The sequence below is a fragment of the Aequorivita todarodis genome (assembly GCF_028561335.1).
Taxonomy (GTDB): Bacteria; Bacteroidota; Bacteroidia; order Flavobacteriales; family Flavobacteriaceae; genus Aequorivita; species Aequorivita todarodis.
This window is the reverse complement of record NZ_JAQQTG010000015.1, coordinates 42,996-64,727: the sequence shown is the minus strand read 5'-3', so window position 1 is coordinate 64,727 and position 21,732 is coordinate 42,996. Positions and strand designations below refer to the sequence as shown.

General features: G+C 40.7%; 22 protein-coding genes and 1 riboswitch. Of the genes, 10 read left to right on the top strand and 12 right to left on the bottom strand.

The features are described 5' to 3' along the window. Positions 1–68: 68 nt before the first annotated feature. From POV26_RS05445 to POV26_RS05430, 4 genes are all read right to left on the bottom strand, one after another. Entirely contained in the window at positions 69–611 is a 543-nt protein-coding gene (locus POV26_RS05445; protein WP_272855459.1) for a DUF4252 domain-containing protein, read from the bottom strand. Continuing rightward, on the bottom strand, positions 611–1,150 hold the full coding sequence (locus POV26_RS05440) for a DUF4252 domain-containing protein (protein WP_272855458.1): 540 nt from the start codon (positions 1,148–1,150) through the stop codon (positions 611–613). Before POV26_RS05440 ends, POV26_RS05445 begins: the two co-directional genes overlap by 1 nt. Before the next feature lie 200 nt (positions 1,151–1,350). Beyond that, a complete protein-coding gene (locus POV26_RS05435) occupies positions 1,351–1,788 on the bottom strand; it encodes a hypothetical protein (RefSeq protein ID WP_272855457.1) in 438 nt (145 codons plus the stop codon). After that, complete coding sequence (locus POV26_RS05430) at positions 1,775–2,281, bottom strand: RNA polymerase sigma factor (RefSeq protein ID WP_272855456.1); 507 nt, start codon at positions 2,279–2,281, stop codon at positions 1,775–1,777. The genes POV26_RS05435 and POV26_RS05430 overlap by 14 nt, the downstream gene beginning before the upstream one ends. Positions 2,282–2,553: 272 nt before the next feature. On the opposite strand from POV26_RS05430, the gene POV26_RS05425 reads away from it, so the two are divergent. After that, on the top strand, positions 2,554–3,951 hold the full coding sequence (locus POV26_RS05425; RefSeq protein ID WP_272855455.1) for a S41 family peptidase: 1,398 nt from the start codon (positions 2,554–2,556) through the stop codon (positions 3,949–3,951). Positions 3,952–4,027: 76 nt separating this feature from the next. On the opposite strand, the gene POV26_RS05420 is transcribed toward POV26_RS05425, so the two are convergent. Both POV26_RS05420 and POV26_RS05415 read right to left on the bottom strand, forming a co-directional pair. After that, positions 4,028–5,074: a YncE family protein gene (locus POV26_RS05420; protein WP_272855454.1), complete on the bottom strand. Its 1,047-nt coding sequence runs from the start codon at positions 5,072–5,074 to the stop codon at positions 4,028–4,030. A gap of 14 nt (positions 5,075–5,088) precedes the next feature. Further along, entirely contained in the window at positions 5,089–6,921 is a 1,833-nt protein-coding gene (locus tag POV26_RS05415) for a TonB-dependent receptor (RefSeq protein WP_272855453.1), read from the bottom strand. Positions 6,922–6,950: 29 nt separating this feature from the next. Then, positions 6,951–7,228: riboswitch (cobalamin riboswitch) on the bottom strand. 99 nt (positions 7,229–7,327) lie between these two features. On the opposite strand from POV26_RS05415, the gene POV26_RS05410 reads away from it, so the two are divergent. From POV26_RS05410 to POV26_RS05385, 6 genes are all read left to right on the top strand, one after another. Next, positions 7,328–7,699, top strand: a complete 372-nt coding sequence (locus POV26_RS05410) for a GxxExxY protein (RefSeq protein ID WP_272855452.1) — start codon at positions 7,328–7,330, stop codon at positions 7,697–7,699. Positions 7,700–7,755: 56 nt separating this feature from the next. Continuing rightward, the gene (locus POV26_RS05405; RefSeq protein WP_272855451.1) at positions 7,756–8,904 is read left to right on the top strand and encodes an ABC transporter substrate-binding protein; all 1,149 of its coding nucleotides are present in this window, start codon (positions 7,756–7,758) and stop codon (positions 8,902–8,904) included. Then, entirely contained in the window at positions 8,904–9,935 is a 1,032-nt protein-coding gene (locus POV26_RS05400) for a FecCD family ABC transporter permease (protein ID WP_272855450.1), read from the top strand. Before POV26_RS05405 ends, POV26_RS05400 begins: the two co-directional genes overlap by 1 nt. Then, positions 9,935–10,726, top strand: a complete 792-nt coding sequence (locus tag POV26_RS05395) for an ABC transporter ATP-binding protein (protein WP_272855449.1) — start codon at positions 9,935–9,937, stop codon at positions 10,724–10,726. The genes POV26_RS05400 and POV26_RS05395 overlap by 1 nt, the downstream gene beginning before the upstream one ends. A 157-nt stretch (positions 10,727–10,883) precedes the next feature. Then, complete coding sequence (locus POV26_RS05390; RefSeq protein ID WP_272855448.1) at positions 10,884–12,224, top strand: DNA recombination protein RmuC; 1,341 nt, start codon at positions 10,884–10,886, stop codon at positions 12,222–12,224. A 6-nt stretch (positions 12,225–12,230) separates the two neighbouring features. Continuing rightward, positions 12,231–12,599 carry a 6-phosphogluconate dehydrogenase gene (locus POV26_RS05385; RefSeq protein WP_272855447.1) on the top strand — a complete coding sequence of 123 codons (369 nt, stop codon included), beginning with the start codon at positions 12,231–12,233 and terminating at the stop codon, positions 12,597–12,599. Positions 12,600–12,634: 35 nt separating this feature from the next. On the opposite strand, the gene POV26_RS05380 is transcribed toward POV26_RS05385, so the two are convergent. The 3 genes from POV26_RS05380 to rpmH form a co-directional block, all read right to left on the bottom strand. Then, a complete protein-coding gene (locus tag POV26_RS05380; RefSeq protein WP_272855446.1) occupies positions 12,635–13,210 on the bottom strand; it encodes a T9SS type A sorting domain-containing protein in 576 nt (191 codons plus the stop codon). A 58-nt stretch (positions 13,211–13,268) separates the two neighbouring features. Next, positions 13,269–16,121, bottom strand: coding sequence for a carbamoyl-phosphate synthase large subunit (gene carB / locus POV26_RS05375; RefSeq protein ID WP_272855445.1), 2,853 nt, complete (start codon positions 16,119–16,121; stop codon positions 13,269–13,271). A gap of 101 nt (positions 16,122–16,222) precedes the next feature. Further along, complete coding sequence (gene rpmH / locus POV26_RS05370) at positions 16,223–16,384, bottom strand: 50S ribosomal protein L34 (RefSeq protein ID WP_068760675.1); 162 nt, start codon at positions 16,382–16,384, stop codon at positions 16,223–16,225. A 275-nt stretch (positions 16,385–16,659) separates the two neighbouring features. On the opposite strand from rpmH, the gene POV26_RS05365 reads away from it, so the two are divergent. After that, entirely contained in the window at positions 16,660–17,226 is a 567-nt protein-coding gene (locus tag POV26_RS05365) for a DUF2892 domain-containing protein (protein WP_272855444.1), read from the top strand. Positions 17,227–17,347: 121 nt separating this feature from the next. Next, a complete protein-coding gene (locus POV26_RS05360; RefSeq protein ID WP_272855443.1) occupies positions 17,348–18,049 on the top strand; it encodes a TlpA family protein disulfide reductase in 702 nt (233 codons plus the stop codon). Between the two features lie 42 nt (positions 18,050–18,091). On the opposite strand, the gene POV26_RS05355 is transcribed toward POV26_RS05360, so the two are convergent. Beyond that, positions 18,092–19,012: a lytic transglycosylase domain-containing protein gene (locus POV26_RS05355; RefSeq protein WP_272855442.1), complete on the bottom strand. Its 921-nt coding sequence runs from the start codon at positions 19,010–19,012 to the stop codon at positions 18,092–18,094. Between the two features lie 59 nt (positions 19,013–19,071). Continuing rightward, positions 19,072–19,731, bottom strand: a complete 660-nt coding sequence (locus POV26_RS05350) for an alpha/beta fold hydrolase (protein ID WP_272855441.1) — start codon at positions 19,729–19,731, stop codon at positions 19,072–19,074. Positions 19,732–19,983: 252 nt separating this feature from the next. Here POV26_RS05350 and POV26_RS05345 point away from each other — a divergent pair, with 252 nt between their 5' ends. Next, entirely contained in the window at positions 19,984–20,283 is a 300-nt protein-coding gene (locus tag POV26_RS05345) for a GNAT family N-acetyltransferase (RefSeq protein WP_272855440.1), read from the top strand. Here the strand turns inward: POV26_RS05345 and mtaB are convergent. Continuing rightward, complete coding sequence (gene mtaB / locus POV26_RS05340; RefSeq protein ID WP_272855439.1) at positions 20,280–21,611, bottom strand: tRNA (N(6)-L-threonylcarbamoyladenosine(37)-C(2))-methylthiotransferase MtaB; 1,332 nt, start codon at positions 21,609–21,611, stop codon at positions 20,280–20,282. The two genes, POV26_RS05345 and mtaB, sit on opposite strands and share 4 nt — an antisense overlap. Between the last annotated feature and the right edge of the window lie 121 nt (positions 21,612–21,732).

Sequence of the window (21,732 nt, the reverse complement as noted above, 5' to 3'; positions counted from 1 at the left end):
AGTTGGGGAATAAAAAAAGGCTTCAACCTAGCTAGGAAGAAGCCCTTTTCAACTATTAATCAACTAATTTAATCTTTAAATATATTGCCGAATCCTTCAAATTTGGAGACATCCAAATCGCCGCGCTCGGCAGATTTCATTAATTTCAACATTTGGTCCGGGCGCATATTTTCGCCCAACACTCTGAAGACCGCGAAGCCGCGCTTATCGTCGCTCGCAAAAACAATTACTTCATCAATGGCATCCTCCTCCCCGGTATATTTTAAAGTGGCATCCCAATCGTTGCTTTTTATCCGGGTCAATTCTTTGTATTGCTCTTGGTCCAAGATAGATTTCAACTGTTGTCTTTCCATTTCGTAATCGGCCGTATCATTCTCAATGATGGGATAGGCAACCACATTCACTTTCTTGATGGTATTCAGAATATCCTTCTCTTCCTGCGTAAAGTTGCTGTTTCTTCCTTGAAGCAAGCTGGCTGCAATGTCCATTTTCACAAATTTATCATCGTCCTGTTTTTCCACCAAATACTTCTGCAGAGATTTGTCGCTACAGGAAACCAGCGCCATTGTGCCCAATACCAAGGCTATAAAATATTTTAGAAGTGCCATCATTACTGCTTTTTCTTTTTGTCAATATTCTTCAACTGATCGCTACCGGGCACTTTTAAATCTTCGGTAAGTTTTGAAATCTGCTTCAAGTCTATATTGCCCGTAATGCTCATGATTACCGTGGTCGGTTTTCCGTCAACCATCCCGTCCAGGTGCATCAACAGTTCACTAACAAAATTATCGTTTTTACCTTCCTTACTGTAGAATTTAATGTTTTTGCCGTCTTCCTTCACGCGCATCAGTTCGCCCAAATTCTTGGAAGTGGAAATATATTTTGCCACCGCATCGTCCATTTGTTTTGCTACCGCGGGGTTGTCTGTCGTGAAAATCTTGATGTTGTCCAGATCATTCACCATTTTAAGATATGCCTGGGCCTCGGGATCGGAGGAGTTTAGGTCCATCTTGCTCAAAAGCTTGAACATGTTTTTTGTAACCACTACCGAGGTTACATCTTTTTCGTTTTCAAAGGAATCAAAAGCGTTCTGTGCCCAAGAAACCATCGGCGCTATTGCCAGTGCTATTAGTATTGCTGTTTTTTTCATTGCTTAGTATTTATTGTTTATTGCTATTTTTTATTGTTTATTGCTATTTTTTATTATTTATTGCTATTGTTTTTTATTTATTGGTGTATTGGATGCTATGGATTCTGCTGATGCTATGGATACTATTGTTACTGTAAACTGCGACTGCGACTGCGACTGCGACTGAGACTGAGACTAAAAACCGCGACTGCAACCTTTTTTTATTCAAAAATCTTATCCTTAGTTATCGCAAATTGCTTCACAAACGTGAGCTGTTCCGCCCCTTTGTTTAAATTTTCCGAAAGCAGCAGCATTGCATTTTTGCTCTTTTCAAAAGCAGCTAAGGCTTCCTTTTCTTCCTGCGTATAATGTGGTTGCGAAAAGTAAAAGCTTCCCGCTCCAAATGCCATCACCAAAATTGCCGCTGCTGAATACCACCAAGTTTTGATCGTTTTCGGTTTGCTTTCCGGTAATGTGAAGGCTTTGCTAGAGCGTTCCTCTTTTGCGGCTTTCAACCCTGCAAAGATTGGTTGGTATTGAACCAAATCGTCCGCAACCGTTTGATTGGTGAAATAGTCTTGCAGTTTTTTTTCTTCTTCAAGACTGGTGTTGCCTTCAAAATAGGCTTCCAGTAATTTTTTTACGTTAACCGATTCCATAATTGTAATTTTTTATCATTGTGTCCCTAACTGTTTTCCGTGCGCGGGAAAGCGCCACTCGTATTGCTGTTTCGTTGCTGTCCAGCATCTTTGCGATTTCTGAAAACTCAAATTGCTCCACATCCCGCAGTTGAAGCACTATTTTTTGTTGTTCCGGCAAGGTTTCCATAATTCTGAAAACCATTTCAACCCCATCATTGGCCTCGATTTTCCTTTCAATATTTTCTGAAGTTTGATAATTGCTGTGAACGATCTTCAAATTAGAGGCCTGTTTCGATTTCAATCGGTCCAAACAATAATTTTTGGTCATCGTGATTGCAAATGCTTCGGGGTTCTTATAATTTTCAATATTTTCCTTTCCGTTCCACAGTTTCAAAAACACTTCCTGTACGGCATCCTCTGCTTCGTCCTTAGACACCAAAATTCTTTTGGCCAAACGGTAGAGCCTATCTTTATAGGGCATTACTAAAGCAATAAATTCGGTTTTGTCCATTTTGGTGGTTGTGGTTTTTCCGGCTTCTATTTAAATGACGAATGGCGTCCATTTTTGTTACAATCCTTTTTCGAAATGAAACAGGAATCAGGGCACAGGACTGCTTCGTCATAAAAAACCGATCCGTTCTGTTTCCCCTTAAGTCCTATTTCAAATCCAAAAGAATTCATTTTGGATCAGCTGGAATAATTTCGACTAAAAAACATATTTTTACCATTGCAATATAATCCCTAATTTACCTGTTTTAATACCGAACGTAAATAAACCTTTTTATGAAAAGAAAAATTTTCATTCCCCTTTTGGCTATTTCCACACTTTTTGTTTCCTGTTTTGAAGATTTGGACGACAATATCCAGCCAGCTTCAACGCTTGATATTCAAAACTTTATATACCGGGGCTTAAATTATTATTACCTGTACAAGGCGGATACGCCGGAACTTGCAAACGATGCTTTCGCCAGCCAAGGCGAACTCGATGGCTTTCTGAATAACTACGACACTCCCGAAGCTTTGTTCGATTATTTGTTGTCGCCACGGGATCGTTTCAGCAGTCTTTTCAGCGACTTTAGGGTAATTGAGGATGCCTTAAACGGAGTTACCCTGAGCAACGGCATGGAGTTTGGTCTGGTGTATTATCCCGATAACAGCGGCAATGTATTTGGTTATGTGCGCTATGTGTTGCCGAACACTGATGCGGAAGCACGAGGGTTAAAACGCGGTGATTTGTTCACCACTATTGACGGGCAACAAATAACCAGCCAAAACTATATAGACTTGCAGACTCCAAACAGTTATACCATTGGTCTGGCGACTTATGACGGCACTAATTTTATACCCACGGGCGAAACCGTTCTTTTAAACAAGACCCAATACAGCGAAAACCCTGTTTTTAAAACAAAGACCCTAAACGTTAACGGAGAAAAAATAGGCTATTTGATGTACAATGGCTTTATTACAGATTATGACATACAACTAAACGATGCCTTTGCACAATTTAAAGCCGAAGGGATTACCAATCTTGTTTTGGACCTTCGCTATAATGGAGGTGGATCAGTTGAAACAGCTACCGACTTAGCCAGCATGATTACGGGACAGTTTAACGGACAGGTTTTTTACAAGGAATTTTGGAATGCCGACCGGCAAGCTGCAAATGCATCGGACGGACTTTTTGACAGTTCCATCAGCAACGGTTCGACTATAAACAGCCTTAACCTAAACAATGTTTATATTTTAACAACAAAGAGGACAGCCTCTGCCAGCGAGTTGGTTATAAATGGGCTTAACCCATACATAAACACGGTACAGGTTGGCGATACCACTACGGGGAAATTTCAGGCTTCCTTTTTACTTTATGATGCGCCAGCCCCTACCTTCAGCAGACAGCAAGCAAGCCCTTCCCATTATTATGCAATGCTTCCACTGGTCTTCAAAACTTCCAACGTTGCAGGAAACACAGATTACAATGATGGTTTATTTCCGCAGATTGCTTTAAAGGAAGATTATTTCGACTTAGGCCAATTGGGCGATGAAAACGAACCTCTTCTTGCCGCAGCGCTTTTTGAGATTGCCGGAAGACCTTTCAACAGAAAAAAGGATTTCAAGGCATTGAAAGAGATTTCAGATAGTAAAGCAAATTCTCCGATTGATGGAAAAATGATTGGAAATTGGTAATTCAGTGGTCAGTAAAAAAAGAATCCATTAAAATTTTAGATTTAATGGATTCTTTTTTTGTTATTTTCAGAAAAGTTTATTCGTTAAAATAAATTCCGCCCGGAACAATGCCCGTTTCAAATTCCTGGATTTGCTGATTGGTCGATAGGTCGTAAATTATCAAAGAGCCCCTACTTGCATAATCCTTTGCATCGGCAGCATACAATTTTCCATCTTTTGCTTGAAGGGTGTAAAAGTTGCCATTGATTATATCAGCTCCCGGTAATGAAATGGAAGCAGTGTCCACTTTATAAACTTTTCCGTCAAGGTTATAGAATAGTTTGGCGCCATCCATTGTAAGGCTGGTGGGGTGCTGAGTTGTGCCAAAAGAGAATGTCTGCGAAACCTGCCCCGTTGCAAGATCAATTTTTACCAAAGACCCCGCAGTTTCGCTGCCCGTATAGCTTGGATTTCCACCGCAAAGCACGTACAGTGTATTTCCAGAAACCACCATGGAATTTGGAACATCGCCCACAGGTATAGTGCTTTCAACCGTGGTTCCGGAAATCACGGATATCAGGTTGTTCTGCCCGTACGCCCCTTGGTGTGCTACATATATTTTATTATTGGCCACCACCATTCTCTCTGGCCCAAAAGCCACAGGAATAGTTGCAGAAACCGTATTGGTCCTTAAATCCAAAACAGCCAAATAATCGTCTGTATTGTCATTGGGATCACCCCAATTGCTCACATACCCCTTATTGCCGCCCACAGACACAAAATAACGCGGATTCACCAAACCAGTTGTTACGGAATCTATACGCTGAAAAGTGTAGCGGTTGGCTATTTCAATTTTTTGTGAATTGCTTACCACAATATATGCAATGTTATCCTGAAAGCCCATGGACTGTACTATATTGCCCAAATTGCTTCCATTTACGTTTTTAAATATATTTTGAACAACCGTGCTGTAATCTTCAGAAATATAAGTGATATTGCCACTTCCGTTGTTGAAAGGCCCTTCGTTGGTAATTAATATCCCTTTTTCAAAAGCCGCTGGAATATATTCCGGCTGGTTGTCATCATCACTGCTACAAGACACAAATAGTAAAACAGTAAGGGTCATAAAAATTATTCTTTTCATAGTTTTCATTTTAGTTATATATTAAAGTTTAAGAATATTTGAAGGTTTCGGGAGGGCATCGGTCTGTATGCCACGTTTTCATAATATACATTAAAAACATTTTTAAGCCGCCCGCCAAAAGTTATATTTGGGTTAAATGGTAACGTGTATTGCGCCCCAATATTGAAGACGGTATAACGGTCCACACTTTCGCTGTTGTCTGTGGTCGTATAAGCCTCCCCGTTGAACAGGCCTTGAACATAAACCGAAAAATAGTTGAAACTATACTCCATCGTGCCAGCAGCTTTATGGAAAGGCACGTAAATAAGCTGTTTCTCCTTTTCCAAATCTTCCGCTTTGGTATAGGAATAGTTTGCGTTAAAATCCAAAGAATGCCGTTTGCTGAATTTTAAATAATACCCAAGAACAGCCTCAATGCCATAATTTCTGGTTTTGCTGATATTTATGGGCTGCCACAGCCCGCCATTTCCGGGAACCCATTTTATTAAATCTTCCGAAGAAATATAATAAGCAGCAACATCAGCTTTCAGCTTTCCGACCGAAAATTCCTGCCCAAGCTCCATTTGATATGACGTTTCCGGCTGCAGATCCATATTTCCGCCCGCGTACCAATACAAATCGTTGAAGGTGGGCACGCGATAGTTTTTTGAGCCATTCAGCCGAAGTGCATAATTTTTTGAAACGCTGTATTTCGCATCCGCAGAAAAAAGGAACGGATTGTCAAAATCATTCAAAAACTCTTGCCGAAGGTTGATTCCATAATTAAATTTTTCCGAAAGCCTATGGTTCATCAATACAACGGCCGCCAAGGTTTTTCGTGAATTTTCCCCCACATTGTCTCCCTCGGCATCCACATAGGTGTATTCAACCTTTCCGTTTAATCGCAGCTTTTTTTGAAGGAAAATTTCAGCCTGAAACGCCCCGATAAAAGTATTGGCTTTTCCACCGGTATTAAATGCCTTTTCGCTATCCGGAAAATAATTATACCGCTCAAAAAGATGGGCAACGCTTCCCTTTGTATTGAAAACGCCGACCTTTTGCTGCAACTGCCAAAGATTTCGGGTCGTAACGTCCTTGTAAGCATCTTTCCCCTTGGTGTTTAAACTGCCGGAAAAATTGCGATCGTTATAGCTGTATTCCGAATTCCAGGTAGCAACGCCGCGCTTCAGCTTTCGGGCCTCGTTCACTTTCGCTTTAAAGCGCACAAATTGCCCGTGGGTGTTCTTTTGGTTTTTTCCCACATAATCGTAATCGTTTTCAGAACTTATAAAATCCACGCCCACATTCAAATAATGGTCGCCCCAGGTTTGTGTGGTGCTCGCATTTCCGCCAACGGTGGAAAAACTTCCGTAACGCAGCCCAACCTGTGTTGTATCTATTTTTTGGAAGGAATACGCATCGTTTAGATGGATACTTCCACCCACGGCACCACTTCCGTATTGCACGCCTCCGCCGCCACTTCTTATGGTAATTTCACTATAATTTAATGGTGAAATTGTATTGAAGTCCGTCTGCCCCGTAAATACCGAATTGATGTTTATTCCGTTCCAAACAACGGCTGTTTGCGCGGCATTCGTGCCACGGAAAGATGGCGATGAAACCATTCCGAAACCGTTTTCCCTAAAATATATTGAAGTGTTATAACGGAGCGTTTCGGTCAAGGAAGTAGCATTCTTTTTAATCAAGGAATCGCCCAGTTTTTCAAGTTTGAACCCTTTTGAAAACTGGACGAGTTTGGAATCTGTCAGCATCACTTCCGGCAAGTGCTGGATGCTGTCCAGTTGTGCGTATGCGGAAGCCGTGCACAGAAAAACGACAAAAATAATATGGAGCCAAATTTGTTTCATAATTCAACCTTTATCCCGAAAGTTTGATGATTTTATGTTAGAATCTGGCAGGTCTCCTGGCTCGTCTTTTGTGCTACCTTCCCATCCGCCAAATGCGAACAGTGGTTCTGAAGAATGCACGCCCGAAAATTCTTCGGGACGACTTACAGTTGCGGGAACAGCATAGGATTGGAGATTTTAGTCCCGATAGCTATCGGGAGTCGATTTTTTGATTGTCGTGCAAAAAACTTCAAAATCTTTTACCTATTTCCCTTTTAAGAGCGTTTTCCGTTGTGGAAAATAACTCACCAAAATTCATTGCGAAGATAAAAGTAATTTTCGGAGAATTAAAAGGTTATTACACGAAGTTTCACAAAGATTCACAAAGCGGTTTTGCCTATATTTGATAGTATTCAATTTTTCAATTATGGATGAAAATCAACTTTCAAATATTGTTATTGGCCGCGCAATAGAAGTTCACCGTCAATTAGCCCCTGGTCTTCTTGAATCTGCATATCAATATTGCCTTTCATACGAATTAAAAAAAGCTGGACTCAATGTTCAACAAGAAAAACCAATGCCAATTATGTATAAAGAAATAAAATTGGACCACGATTATAGAATAGACCTTTTGGTAGAAAACAAATTAGTCATTGAAATAAAAACCATTGAAGCGTTTACAGATGTCCATACTGCACAGGTTTTGACCTATTTGAAGCTCGGAAACTATAAACCCGGGCTGCTATTGAATTTTCACGTGGCGGTTTTAAAAAACGGTATCAAAAGAATAATCAATTAATTCTTTGTGAAACTTTGTGATACCTTTGTGCAACTCTGCGGAACAACAAGCAACCAATGGCAAATTTTAAATTGAATTTTTTTTACTTTCTACTTATTATTTTACTTATTTCCTGTAAAAACGAAACCAAGAACAGGACAGAAAGTGTTTCCGCTACATATAAAGAGGTTCCCATTAAATACGCAAAAGGCTTTGAGATCAACATTTTTGAAGGCTACAAAACCATAACATTGAAAAACCCATGGCCGGGAACCGAAAAGACTTTCAAATATGCCTTGGTTGAAAAAAACGGTTCCCTTCCAAATCCTGAAGGTTTTGATGCCGTTGTTGAAATTCCGCTGAAAAGTATTGTCGTTACCTCCACCACCCACATTCCTTCTTTGGAAATGTTAGATGAAAACGAAGCGCTGGTAGGGTTTCCAAACCTAAATTATATTTCCTCGGAAAAAACGCGCAAAAGAATTTCAGAAGGAAAAATAACCGAGCTGGGCAGAAACGAAGATATAAACACCGAAGTGGTAATCAATTTAAAACCCGATGCCGTCATTGGTTTTGCAGTTGACGGAAATAATTCAACCTTCACGACCATTGAAAAAACCGGAATTCCCGTTCTATACAATTCAGACTGGACGGAAACTTCCCCTTTGGGGAAAGCCGAATGGATCAAGTTTTTCGGTGTGCTTTTCAATAAGGAAAAAGAAGCGGACAGCATTTTCAAAGCCATAGAGACCGAATATCTTTCAGCAAAAAAACGTGCTTCGGAAGCTGAAAATTCGCCAACGGTAATTAGCGGGGCAATGTACAAAGACGTTTGGTATATGCCGCAGGGCGACAGTTGGGGCGCACAGTTTATAACCGATGCCAACGGCGATTATCTGTGGAAAGATTCAAAAGGCACGGGTAGCCTATCGTTAAGTTTGGAATCGGTCCTGGACAAAGGCCACGATGCCGAGGTTTGGATTGGGCCGGGACAGTTCACGCGTTTGGAAGAAATGAAAAACGCAAACCCAGTTTACGCCCGATTTAAAGCCTTTAAAACGGGAAATGTATATTCCTATAGCTTGAAAAAAGGCGAAACCGGAGGAGTAATCTATTTTGAATTGGCTCCCAACAGACCCGATTTGGTTTTAAAAGACCTAATAAAAATACTGCACCCCGAATTGTTTCCAAATCGCGAACTTTATTTTTTTGATAAATTGCAATAATGCAAACCAAACAAACATATGGGTTTCATTTTACGGTGCTATTTTTGGTGCTGATTGCCGCATTTTTGGTGAATTTGAGCCTCGGTTCAGTTTCCATTCCCCTAAAGGAAATTTTTTCGGCCTTTATAGGAAACGGTGCCTCCAAAGAAACATGGCAATACATTTTGATGGACTACAGACTGCCAAAGGCAATAACCGCAATGCTTGCAGGCGGCGGGTTGGCCATTTCGGGATTATTGATGCAAACCTTGTTTAGAAACCCTTTGGCGGGACCTTTCGTTTTGGGGTTGAGCAGCGGTGCGAGTTTGGGCGTGGCCATTTTAATTCTGGGCGCAAGTGCCTTTGGGGGATTTTTTGGAACCCTGCTTTTGAGCCAATGGAGCTTGGTAATCGCCTCGGCCTTGGGAAGTTTCCTGGTGCTGCTTGCGGTTTTGGCGATAACTTTTAGAATAAAGGACACGATGGCAATCTTGATAATCGGTCTTATGTTTGGCAGCGTGACCACCGCAGTAGTGTCGGTTTTGTCCTATTTTAGCAATGCGGAGCAACTGCAACAATACATTTTTTGGTCCTTCGGAAGCCTTGGAAACCAATCTTGGAAAGGCGTGTTGATTTTGGGCATCTGTTTTTTGGCGGGACTGGTTTTGAGCGTTTTCAGCAGTAAATCCCTAAATGCGTTGCTGCTGGGGGAGAACTACGCAAAAAGTATGGGGCTTCGTATTAAAAGAACTACTTTCATAATTATTTTGGCAACGAGTATTCTAGCAGGAGGAATTACAGCTTTTGTAGGGCCAATAGCCTTTGTTGGTTTGGCGGTGCCGCATTTGGTGCGTCAATTCTACAAAACCGCAAACCACCTGGTTTTGCTCCCCGCCGTGCTGCTCTGCGGAAGTTTGTTGATGCTAATTTGCGATACCGTGGCGCAATTGCCCTTCAGCGAATTTACATTGCCAATAAATGCAATTACTTCTTTGATTGGCGCCCCTGTGGTAATTTGGCTGTTGGTCAGAAAACGAAAACTCTTCTTTTAATGGCTTCGGAAGAAAAACATATCATTTTACAAACGCGAAACCTTGCCGTGGGTTATTCCAATAAAAAGGGCAATACCGCAATTGCACAAAAAATCAATTTTTCTATTGCGAAAGGCGAATTGGTGGGGCTTGTTGGCGCAAATGGAATTGGCAAATCCACATTGCTGCGAACGTTGACAGGGATGCAAACCGCCCTTACCGGCGAAATATTCCTGAACGGAAAAAATTTAAAGGAATATTCTTCGTTCCAGCTTGCGACACAGTTGAGTGTGGTTTTGACCGAAGCGCCCGCCTCCAAAAATCTGTCGGTTTTGGAAATGGTTTCCTTGGGAAGACAACCCTATACCAATTGGATCGGTACCCTTTCCAACGAAGACGGGAAAACCGTAAACCTTGCACTGGAAGCCACCGAGACCACTGCCCTCGCCCAACGAAAGTGTTTTGAATTGAGCGATGGCCAAATGCAACGGGTTGCCATTGCACGCGCTTTGGCACAGGACACGCCAATTATACTATTGGACGAACCCACGACCCATTTGGATATTTACCATCGCGCATACATTTTGAAACTGCTGAAAAAGCTGGCTTCGGAAACACAAAAGACAATCTTCTTTTCAACCCACGAAATTGACTTGGCCATCCAACTTACCGACAAAATGTTGGTAATGGCTAAGGATGAAACCTATTTCGATTCGCCCTGCAAACTGATTGAAGCTGGACGGTTTGATGCGCTTTTCCCAAAAGAAACCATCGATTTTGATAGTAAAACCGGGAGGTTTGTAATTCGTTAATTGTTAAAGGTTACTTGTGAAAAAGGAAAAAATTAAAATTTTGTAGGGTCTTTGAATGCCCCTGCGATAATAGTATCTTTACTTTTTCAAAATTGAAATAAAATGGCATCGGGCACTCCGACTAACCATTAACTAATAACCATTAACATTTTATCTTGTGAACGAAACCTTTCTATTTCTTTTATTGGCTGCTATTTGTTTGTTGATTGGGGCATTTATCGGCAATCTTTTCGCACGTTTAAAAAACAAGACCGAAACCAGCAAACTGGAGGAACGGCTTCAAAATGCGCAATTTCAGGAAGGAAAACTAAACGAACGTTTGGGGCTTTTAGCTTCGGAAAAGGAATCTTTACAAAAAGAGAAAGAACAGGCAAACATGCAGCTCTCACGCCAAAGCGCGGAATATGAAGCCCTGTATTCCGAATTGGAAAAGGAAAAAGAACGCTTCAAAAATTTCGAAAAAGATTTCAATGACAAGTTTGAAAATCTCGCCAATAAAATCTTGTTGGATAAAACCCACAAATTCACGGAATTGAACAAGGAAAATATTGAAGGAATACTAAAACCCTTGAATCAAAAAATCAAGGAATTTGAGGAAAAAGTTGGGAAAAGCAACGAAGATTTCATCAAAGGACACGCAGAGCTTGGGAAACAGCTTCAATTCCTAAACGAACAGAATGTGAAAATAAGTGAAGAGGCAAACAATCTTACAAAGGCACTGAAGGGAGAAAGCAAGACCCAGGGAAACTGGGGCGAACTTATTTTGGAACGCGTATTGGAAAAATCGAATTTGGTCAAAGATCGGGAGTATTTTGTCCAAAAATCCTATACCGATGCCGATGGAAACAAAGTGCTGCCCGATGTTGTTATCCATTTGCCCAATGACAAGCGAATGGTAATAGATTCAAAAGTCTCGCTGACGGCCTATGAAAAATACGTAAACGAAGAAAATGAAGGTTTAAAGGAAAGATTTTTAAAGGACCACATTCAATCCCTAAAAAATCATATTGCCCAATTAAGCTCAAAAAAATATGAGGACTTGCACGGAATCCAATCGCCCGATTTTGTTTTGATGTTTATCCCTATTGAGCCTGCGCTGTATTTGGCCCAGAATTTTGACAATTCCTTTTTTTATACCGCTTTTCAGAAAAATATATTGTTGGTGAGCCCAACCACACTGCTTTCAACATTGCGGACCATAGATGCGCTGTGGAGCAACGAAAAGCAACAGCAAAATGCGCTGGAAATTGCCAACCACGCAAGCAGCCTTTACCACAAATTCAAAATTTTATTGGACGATCTGGAAACAGTTGGAAATAGAATAGCTTCCACAAAAAGCGCCTACGACGGAGCGATGAAAAAATTAACAGGCAACCAAAATTTAATCAAGGATATCAACAAGCTTGAGGAATTGGGCATTTCGCCAAAGGATAAAATGAAGGCTGCGTGGTTAAAAAAGGCAAATGTGAATAACGACGACGAACTCGATTTAAATTAACGTATTATGAAAAAAGTCCTCTTCATCATTCTCGGAAGCCTTTTGGCAATCTTCCTATGCTACATGGCATTTATATATTATGTGCCCTATAGTGAAGGAACGCGTGCTGGCGAGCTTATTAAGTTTAGCCATCGCGGCGTGATTATTAAAACGTGGGAGGGCGAGATTAGCCAAGGTATTAGCGGCGCCCAGATTTTCTCTTTTTCAGTTTTGGACCAAGATAAAGAAGTGATCGAAAAACTTAAGGAATACCAAGGAAGCTATGTGAAAGTGACCTATATAGAAAGGTTTGCTTCCTTCGCCATTTGGGGTGAGACCAAATATTTTATCACGGCGGTGGAACAGGAACAATCGCCTCACTTTAATCGAAATTAAAAATGGCAAGCAATTAAAAAGTACATTTTTAGGTTTTACTTTTTCGCAATTTTTAATGTGGTCTGCATATTTCTTGAAGTAACTTTCACAAAATACAGCCCACTGTTCAATCGGCCCATATCCACTTGCGTAACGTTGCTGGTCCCTTTTCCTTCGGAAACCAGGGTTCCCAAAACATTATAGATCTGGTAACTGTCAATATTAAAGATTGAAGCAATGTTCAACTCATTTTTTACCGGATTGGGATAAAAATTTAGGTTTTTTATAAATTTTTCCTCCGTTGAAAGCTTGCTGACCACCGTAACTTTGCCATGCATTGAAGGGTCGGAATCATTTTGGTATTCGGTTACGCCGGTTTTGGAAAAAGTATATGAGAATTCATTATTTACGCCCTTCAACGTTCCACTATCAAAAGTTTCAGCTCCATTGGAAAGGCTGGTTACAGTTTTCTGTGAAGCATCTGCCCACCTCCAAAGTACGGTGTCTCCCACTTCAATGGTAGGGCTGGCCACAGATTCATTAATCCCTTGTCCCCAAGCAATTTCAACAACATTCTGCGCGGTGAGAATATGCATTGTAATAAAACATAAGAACAAAGTAATTTTATTCATAAAAGAAGGGTTAAGTAGGTTGACAAACTAATTTACGAAAAAAAATAAAAACATCAGCTTATTTGCTCAAATACATTTTTCTTCTTGCGTACAAATCATAAAAAGCATCATCCTTCAAACTATCAATAAACAAAATGCTTTCTCCAGTACTCTTCATTTCAGGCCCCAATTGTTTGTTCACGTTCGGAAATTTATTGAAACTGAAAACAGGCTGCTTGATTGCAAATCCTTCCAACTTAGGATTAAAGTTGAAATCGGTTACTTTATTGTGGCCCAGCATTACTTTTGTGGCATAATTTACGTAAGGTTCTCCGTACGCTTTGGCAATAAAAGGCACTGTTCGCGAGGCGCGTGGATTGGCCTCAATGATATAAACCACATCGTCCTTTATGGCAAACTGAACGTTTATGAGTCCAACGGTGTTGAGGGATTTCGCAATTTTGGTAGTATGGTCCTTAATTTGCTGCATTACAAATTCACCGATGTTGAAAGGCGGCAAAGTAGCATTTGAATCCCCGGAATGGATACCGCACGGCTCAATGTGCTCCATTATTCCGATGATGTAAACATTCTCACCATCGCAGATGGCATCGGCTTCTGCCTCTATGGCTCCGTCGAGATAATGGTCCAGCAACAACTTGTTATTCGGAATTTTTCGAAGTAAATCTACCACATGCGCCTCCAATTCCTTTTTATTGATAACGATTTTCATCCCTTGCCCTCCCAATACATAGGATGGACGAATCAGAAGCGGGAAGTCAAGTTTATCGGCGAGTGCCAATGCCTCTTCGGTGGTTTCTGCCGTTCCAAATTCGGGATAGGGGATATTGTTTTCTTTTAAAAGCGTTGAAAAACTTCCGCGATCTTCTGCCAAATCCAGCGATTTATACGTGGTGCCAATGATATTTATTCCGTATCTATCCAGCTTTTCGGCGAGTTTCAACGCGGTCTGCCCGCCCAATTGAACAATAACACCTTCGGGTTTTTCATGGCGAATGATGTCGTAAATATGTTCCCAAAAAACCGGTTCAAAATATAATTTGTCCGCAACGTCAAAATCCGTTGAAACTGTTTCGGGGTTACAGTTTATCATAATGGTTTCGTAGCCGCATTCCGCCGCCGCAAGCACTCCGTGGACGCAGCAATAATCAAACTCGATGCCCTGCCCTATCCTGTTCGGACCGGAACCGAGAACGATTATTTTTTTCTTTTCGGTTACAATGCTATCGTTTTCGGAATAGGGCTTTTGGCCCTCAAGCTGCATTTCATTTTCAAAAGTGGAATAGTAATAGGGTGTTTCCGCCTTAAATTCGGCGGCACAGGTATCCACCAATTTATAAACGCGCTGAATGTTCATCTCTTCACGTTTTTTGTAAACTTGGCTCTCCAAACATTTCAGCATATGCGCTATCTGGCGATCCCCGTAGCCTTTTTGTTTTGCTTCCAATAACAATTCCCTCGGAAGGGTTTCCAAAGTATATTTTGAAATTTCCTTTTCCAAAAGATACAGTTCTTCGTACTGGCGAAGGAACCACATATCAATTTTTGTGATTTCGTGGATTCTACTTAGCGGAATTCCAATGTGGATTGCATCGTAGATTACAAAAACGCGGTCCCAACTCGCGTTTTTCAGCTTATCGAGAATCTGTTCGTAATTGGTGTAGCTTTTTCCGTCGGCGCCAATCCCGTTACGCTTAATTTCCAGCGATTGCGTGGCTTTGTGAAGCGCTTCCTGAAAGGAACGGCCAATGCCCATCACTTCGCCAACAGATTTCATTTGAAGCCCCAACGTACGATCGGAGCCTTCAAATTTATCAAAATTCCAACGCGGAATCTTTACAATAACGTAGTCCAAAGTAGGTTCAAACAATGCCGAAGTTGACTTTGTAATTTGGTTGTTCAATTCAGCAAGTGTATATCCAATGGCCAATTTAGTAGCGATTTTTGCAATAGGATAGCCCGTTGCTTTTGAAGCCAATGCCGAGGAGCGCGACACGCGTGGATTGATTTCAATAGCAATAATCTCTTCTTCCTCGTCAGGGCTCACTGCAAACTGAACGTTACAACCGCCCGCAAAATCACCGATACTGCGCATCATAAGAATAGCCATATCCCGCATTCGTTGGAAGGTACGGTCGTTGAGCGTCATTGCCGGGGCCACCGTTATGGAATCTCCGGTATGGATCCCCATAGGGTCCATATTTTCAATGGTACAGATAATTACAACGTTATCGTTATTATCGCGAAGCAATTCCAGTTCATATTCCTTCCACCCCATCATCGCTTTATCTATCATCACTTCGTGAATGGGGGAAATCTCCAGTCCGTGCGATAAAAGTTCGTCAAAATCTTCTTCTTTGTAAACAATAGAAGCTCCCGCACCTCCTAAGGTATAGGATGCCCGAATAACCAGCGGAAAGCCAAATTCCTGTGCAATTTCCTTTCCTTGCAGATACGAATTTGCGGTAGCTTGAGGTGCCATTTTCACCCCTATCTTCTCCATTAACATTCTAAACTTTTCGCGGTCTTCCGTTATGTTTATGGCGTCAATATCCACCCCGATTAACTTGACGCCAAAATCTTTCCAAATTCCTTTTTCGTCTGCTTCAATGCACAAATTCAGTGCTGTTTGTCCACCCATTGTGGGCAGTACCGCATCAATTTGCGGATGCTCCTTCAATACTCTTATAATTGATTTTGTGGTAAGCGGTAGCAGATATATATGATCGGCCATGGAAGGGTCGGTCATAATGGTTGCCGGGTTGCTGTTTATCAAAACGGTCTCGATGCCATCTTCGCGCAACGAGCGTAAAGATTGCGAGCCGGAATAGTCAAATTCGCACGCTTGACCAATAACAATGGGGCCTGAGCCAATAATTAGAACTGATTTAATTGAAGGATTTTTAGGCATTTGTTTTAACTTTTTCGATGCCGCAAAATTACGGCGCATTAGGGTATAAAAAAAAGGTGTTGCTTAGTTAAACAACACCTTTTATATATAATTTATCAACATTATTTTTTATGACGGGCTTCAGAGGATACAGAAAGTCTTTTTCTGCCTTTCGCTCTGCGGGCAGCCAAAACTTTTCTTCCGTTTACAGAAGCCATACGCTCTCTAAAACCGTGTTTGTTTCTTCTTTTTCTCTTTGATGGCTGAAATGTTCTTTTGCTCATTATAGTATGCTTTAACTTCCGTAATATCCTTTTTTAAGAACCTTTGGGTACTACCTCAAAAGTCGGGTGCAAAAATACAACAAGTTTTCAGTTAGACAAACCTTTTTTAAAAAATATCCATAATTTTTTTGGGCATTGCAATTGCCCCGAAAATACAACCCCAAAATTATTGATTAGGCCTCCTTTTGCGTGAAATATTTTCTACTTCTGAAATGGAATATCTTCCATAAAGCATTTAGTTTTTATACCTTTGCAACCCTTTATAAAGATTATCCATGTTCAACAAAAATATAAAATTAGTTTTGGCGGCTTTAGTAATTGGAGCGGCCGTATGGCAATTTACAGAAACAAATATTGGCAATGGGATTATGCTGATTTTACTTTCTTTGGTATTCGTCTTCCTTTATTTCAAGAATGAGATTATTCTGCTTGCTTTTCTTCGCCTTCGAAAACAGGATTTTGCCGGCGCAAAGAAATGGCTCGACAAAATAAGCAACCCCAAGGCTTCATTGGTACCAAAACAAGAGGGCTACTACAACTATTTGAACGGCCTGATGGTTTCGCAGACCAATATGATTGAAGCCGAAAAATATTTCAAGAAAGCCGAAAAACTCGGTCTGAATATGTCTGCGGATATGGCGATGACAAAACTTAACCTCGCGGGAATTGCTATGACCAAAAACCGAAAACGCGAGGCGGAGCAGCTTATGGCCGAGGCCAAAAGTTTGGATAAGCACAATATGCTGGACGAACAAATAAAAATGATGAAACAGCAAATGAAGAAAATGGGACAGCCGCGGCAACAATTTGGGCGCGGAGGCCGTGGCGGAAAAAGATTTTAAATAGTTTTAATTAAGAGTCCGTTTCTACTTTTCTTGCTGTTTGTCGATTTTAATTAGCTTCTTGTCGAATACTTCGCTGTAAATCAATCATGTAGCGTATCTTTGCCCAAAGCTTTTGCTTATGGGTAGAAAACTACTTTATCTTTTCTTATTGGTAACTTTTTCAGCGCAATCACAAATTGAGCAAGGTCCTTTATTTTCTGAAGCGATTGGAAAAAACATTAAGAAATACACGAAAAATTCTCAAAATGCTTACGCAGTTCAGGATTTTGAGCGCGCAGAATTTCTGTTCGATTCCTTGATCAACAATGTGGTGAACGGAAGTTATCTTGATAACTTTAAAGTACGGAAACTGTCCGGAAAAAAGATCGAGCTCTACAAATTCGAAAAACCAATTTTCTTAATGACCTACGCATCTTGGTGTACGCCCGGTGTTGGTGAGATTCCAGCCCTTAATGAAGTTGCCGAAAAATATTACAAAGAGATCGATTTTGTCATTCTATTTTGGGATTCAAAAGAAAACGTGAGGAAATCAACTCGTGAGTATTCCAGAAAAATAAACATTATATACGTTGATGAAAAGGAAAACAAAAACGACCATATTGTGGAAATCATGAAGCACAGCCTTGGTTTTCCCACCTCGTTTTTTATAGATGAAAACAAAAGGATTGTTGATGTAAGGCGCGGCGTATTGCACCCATACAATGAAAAATATGAAATTTCTTTTGAGTTGAATTACAACTCTTTTTTAAACGGAATTTCACTTCTTAAAAACTTAGCCGACGAAGATAAAGATCACTTCGCTTCAAAACAAAACCCCTAAAAATATACACTTTTTAGGGGTTTATTAATTATTTCTGTCTTCTTATTGATAATATCCCTTTTCAGGTATTTCAATAAAGTATTCTTTTCCAGAGGAATTTTTCAAGTACGTATCTCGAAGCCACGGATTGTGGAGCTTGAGTATTTTATAATTAATCCCGTAAGGTTTTACCCATTCCGCCCAGTCTTCAACCGGGGTGTCCACCTTCACTTTATAGGTAGGAATATTTGTGTATAAATCCTTTTCCCTGAAATTAAAACCATATTGCTTCGGGTGGGTCATTATTTCCTTTAAAGCCAATATTCTGAATACGTAGCGGCTTGTTTCATCATTCAGCAATAAGTCGTAATAACTGGTTTCCTTCTGTCGGTTGATTTGTTTGTTCATTCCGCCAACTCCTGCATTATATGCTGCTGCGGCCATTGTCCAGCTTCCAAATTTGTTTTTTGCACTTTTCAAATATTCAGCAGCGACCATGGTGGCCTTTTCCAGATTGTAGCGCTCATCCACATAATCGTTTATTTCAAGGCCGTATTCAAGCCCAGTTCCTTTCATAAAATGCCAAATTCCAGAGGCTCCCGCGGGCGAACTTTGGTACTCCAATCCGCTTTCGGCAACGGCCAGGTATTTAAAGTCGTCCGGCAAGCCATATTTTTTCAACAAAGGTTCAATCTGTGGAAAGTATTTGTTCGCCCTTTTAAAGAGCAGCAGTCCGTTGGATTGCCAATAGGTGTTCACCAACAATTCCCTATCCATCCGCTCGCGAATATCCGGATTGTGGAGCGGTACGGGCTCTCCTGCAAAATCCATTTTTTCTGGCAATGGCAAAGCATAAACATTGTAGTCATTGACCAATTTCTTTTCAAAATTCTCATCTGTGGGTGCATCCTGAACCGCGTGGATGCTAAGGGCACTAGCTGCAATTATCAATATGCCCAACCCTATTTTACCTATCATTTTCATGTCGTCTTATTTTCAATAAAGATACTCAATTAAGCTATTTTTCAACAGAAAAGCAAAAATTATTGCTCAAAAATCTCCAGCAGTTTTTGTGAAATTTCCCTGCCTTTGTTCAAAATCATAATATGTGTTCCGCCTTTGATAACTTCACAACGGTCAATATATTTTATAGGAAAAACAACATCCTTTTCGCCATGGATGTGGATTACATTTTCAAGTTTTTCTTTCTTATCCCAAGTTATCATTTTTTCCAGCGCCCAATCCAAATATTGCTTGTCCCGAACGTGTAGATATTCCTGATAGAGCGACAAGCGCTTTTTTGTTTTGGGGCCGATGGAATATTTGGTCAAATCGTCAGCACTTAAAACCAGACCGGTGGGTATCAATTTGTAGGCCTTTGTTAAGCTGGCCAGTTTCATCCTTCGCGGCAGCTCATCCCTGCTTTTTACACTTGAAATGATAATCAATTTTTTCAAGTTTAAAAAATCCCTCATTTCTTGTACCACAACCCCTCCAAACGAAACCCCGATAAGAATTGGATCCTTTTCTTGTATGCGTCTTGCCATTCTTTCGGCATAGGCTTTTAAGCTTTCATTTTTTTCGGGAATCAACCATTCCAAAATATGCACTTCATAGGTTTCGGGAAATTTGATATTTCGAAATATTTCGCTTCCCGCAGCCATCCCCGGAACGAAATAAATATGTGTTTTTTCAGAATTCATAAGTCTTTTGTGAAGAAAATGGCAAAGCCCAAAGATTATTCGTAAATTTACGAATACAAAGATAGAATTATATAACCGTTTCTTATCAACTGATAACTATCAGTCATAATTTGCTTTGAGAACAAACCGCACATCCAAAAGTATCGTATCTAATTATAACTGTTTAAGATACCAAATCCTGTATTTAAAATATACCGATACCCTCTCACTGTATTTTAAATATCCTTTTTCCAATTTAAAAAACAACTCCCAATGATTGAAGATGTAGAAATTACCGACAACGAATTTTTAAGACAGTTCGAGCTCGAAATTGGCGACAACATGGCCCGCATAGAATATGCTTTGCAGGACCGAAAAATTTTTCTCACTAAGTACGAAATGCCCGAGGACCTGGAGGAACAAGGGTTTCGCGAAATTTTCATAAAAGCCGTCTTTGAGGAGGTAAAAAAACGCGGCATTAGCCTGGTGCCCACCAGTCCTGAAATTGCAGGTTTTATGCGAAAAAACCGTAGGAAATATAAAGATTTATTGCCTGTTGGAATTAATATTTAAATCAATACCGTTTCGGCTTGCTTAAACCGCACCAACCCATCCTCGTCAATTTTTGTAAGCGTAATTTCCTGTAAGGTATTTACCAATTCCGGATTCCACGGCGCTTTCACTTTTACGTAATTTTCCGTGAAACCGTGGATATAGCCCTCTTTGTTTTCACCTTCAAAAAGAACGGTACGGGTCGTGCCCAATTGACTTTCATAAAAAGCCCTTCTTTTTTTTGCTGAAAGACCGCGCAACATTTTACTGCGCTTGTTTCGCACCTTCATCGGCACTACCCCCTCCATTTCAGCGGCGGGCGTATTGTCCCTTTCGGAATAGGTGAAAACGTGCAAATAGGAAATATCCAACTCGTTTAAAAAATGATAGGTATCCAAAAACCGCTCATCAGTCTCCCCCGGAAACCCGACGATAACGTCAACGCCAATGCAGGCGTGCGGCATCACTTCCCGAATTTTTGCAACCCTTTCCACATAAAGTTCGCGCATATAGCGGCGGCGCATCAATTTTAAAATTTCATTGCTCCCACTTTGCAACGGAATGTGAAAATGCGGTACAAATGTTTGCGACTTTGCCACAAAATCAATGGTTTCGTTTTTCAACAAATTCGGTTCTATGGAAGAAATGCGAAGCCGCTCTATACCTTCCACTTCATCCAAAGCTTTTACCAATTCCAGAAAAGTGTGTTCGTGTTTTTTGTTTCCGAACTCCCCTTTTCCGTAATCGCCAATGTTCACACCGGTCAAAACGATTTCCTTAATTCCCTGCGCCGAAATATCGGCAGCGTTCTGCAGCACATTTTCTAAAGTATCGCTTCGGGAAATGCCGCGCGCCAAAGGAATGGTGCAATAGGTACACTTGTAATCGCAGCCGTCCTGCACTTTCAGAAAGGCCCGCGTTCTGTCGCCAATGGAATAGGAACCCACATAAAAATCTGCATCCTCTATTTCGCAGGAATGCACTTCCCCGAAATCATTTTTGGAAAGGTCATTTAGATAATCGGTTATTTTAAATTTTTCAGTCGCGCCCAAAACCAGATCAACCCCATCCACGTCTGCCAGTTCGTGCGGCTTTAATTGGGCATAGCAACCAACGGCAGCAACAAAGGCCTTTGGATTTGATTTTTGCGCCTGCTTTACAATGGTCTTAAAACGCTTGTCGGCATTTTCGGTTACGCTGCACGTGTTAATTACGTAGATATCAGCTTTTTCGGAAAAATCTACACGTAGGAAACCTTCTCCCTCAAAACTTCTTGCTATGGTTGAAGTTTCGCTGAAGTTGAGCTTGCAGCCGAGGGTGTAAAAGGCGACTTTTTTTGAAGAATGCATTGTTGTATTTTTGGCAATTGCGATTGCAAAAGTACAAACTAAAAACCACGAATACACGAATTATTTGTTTTGAGATTTTACTATTCTAAACCTTAAAGAGCGAATAAACCTATATATTCGT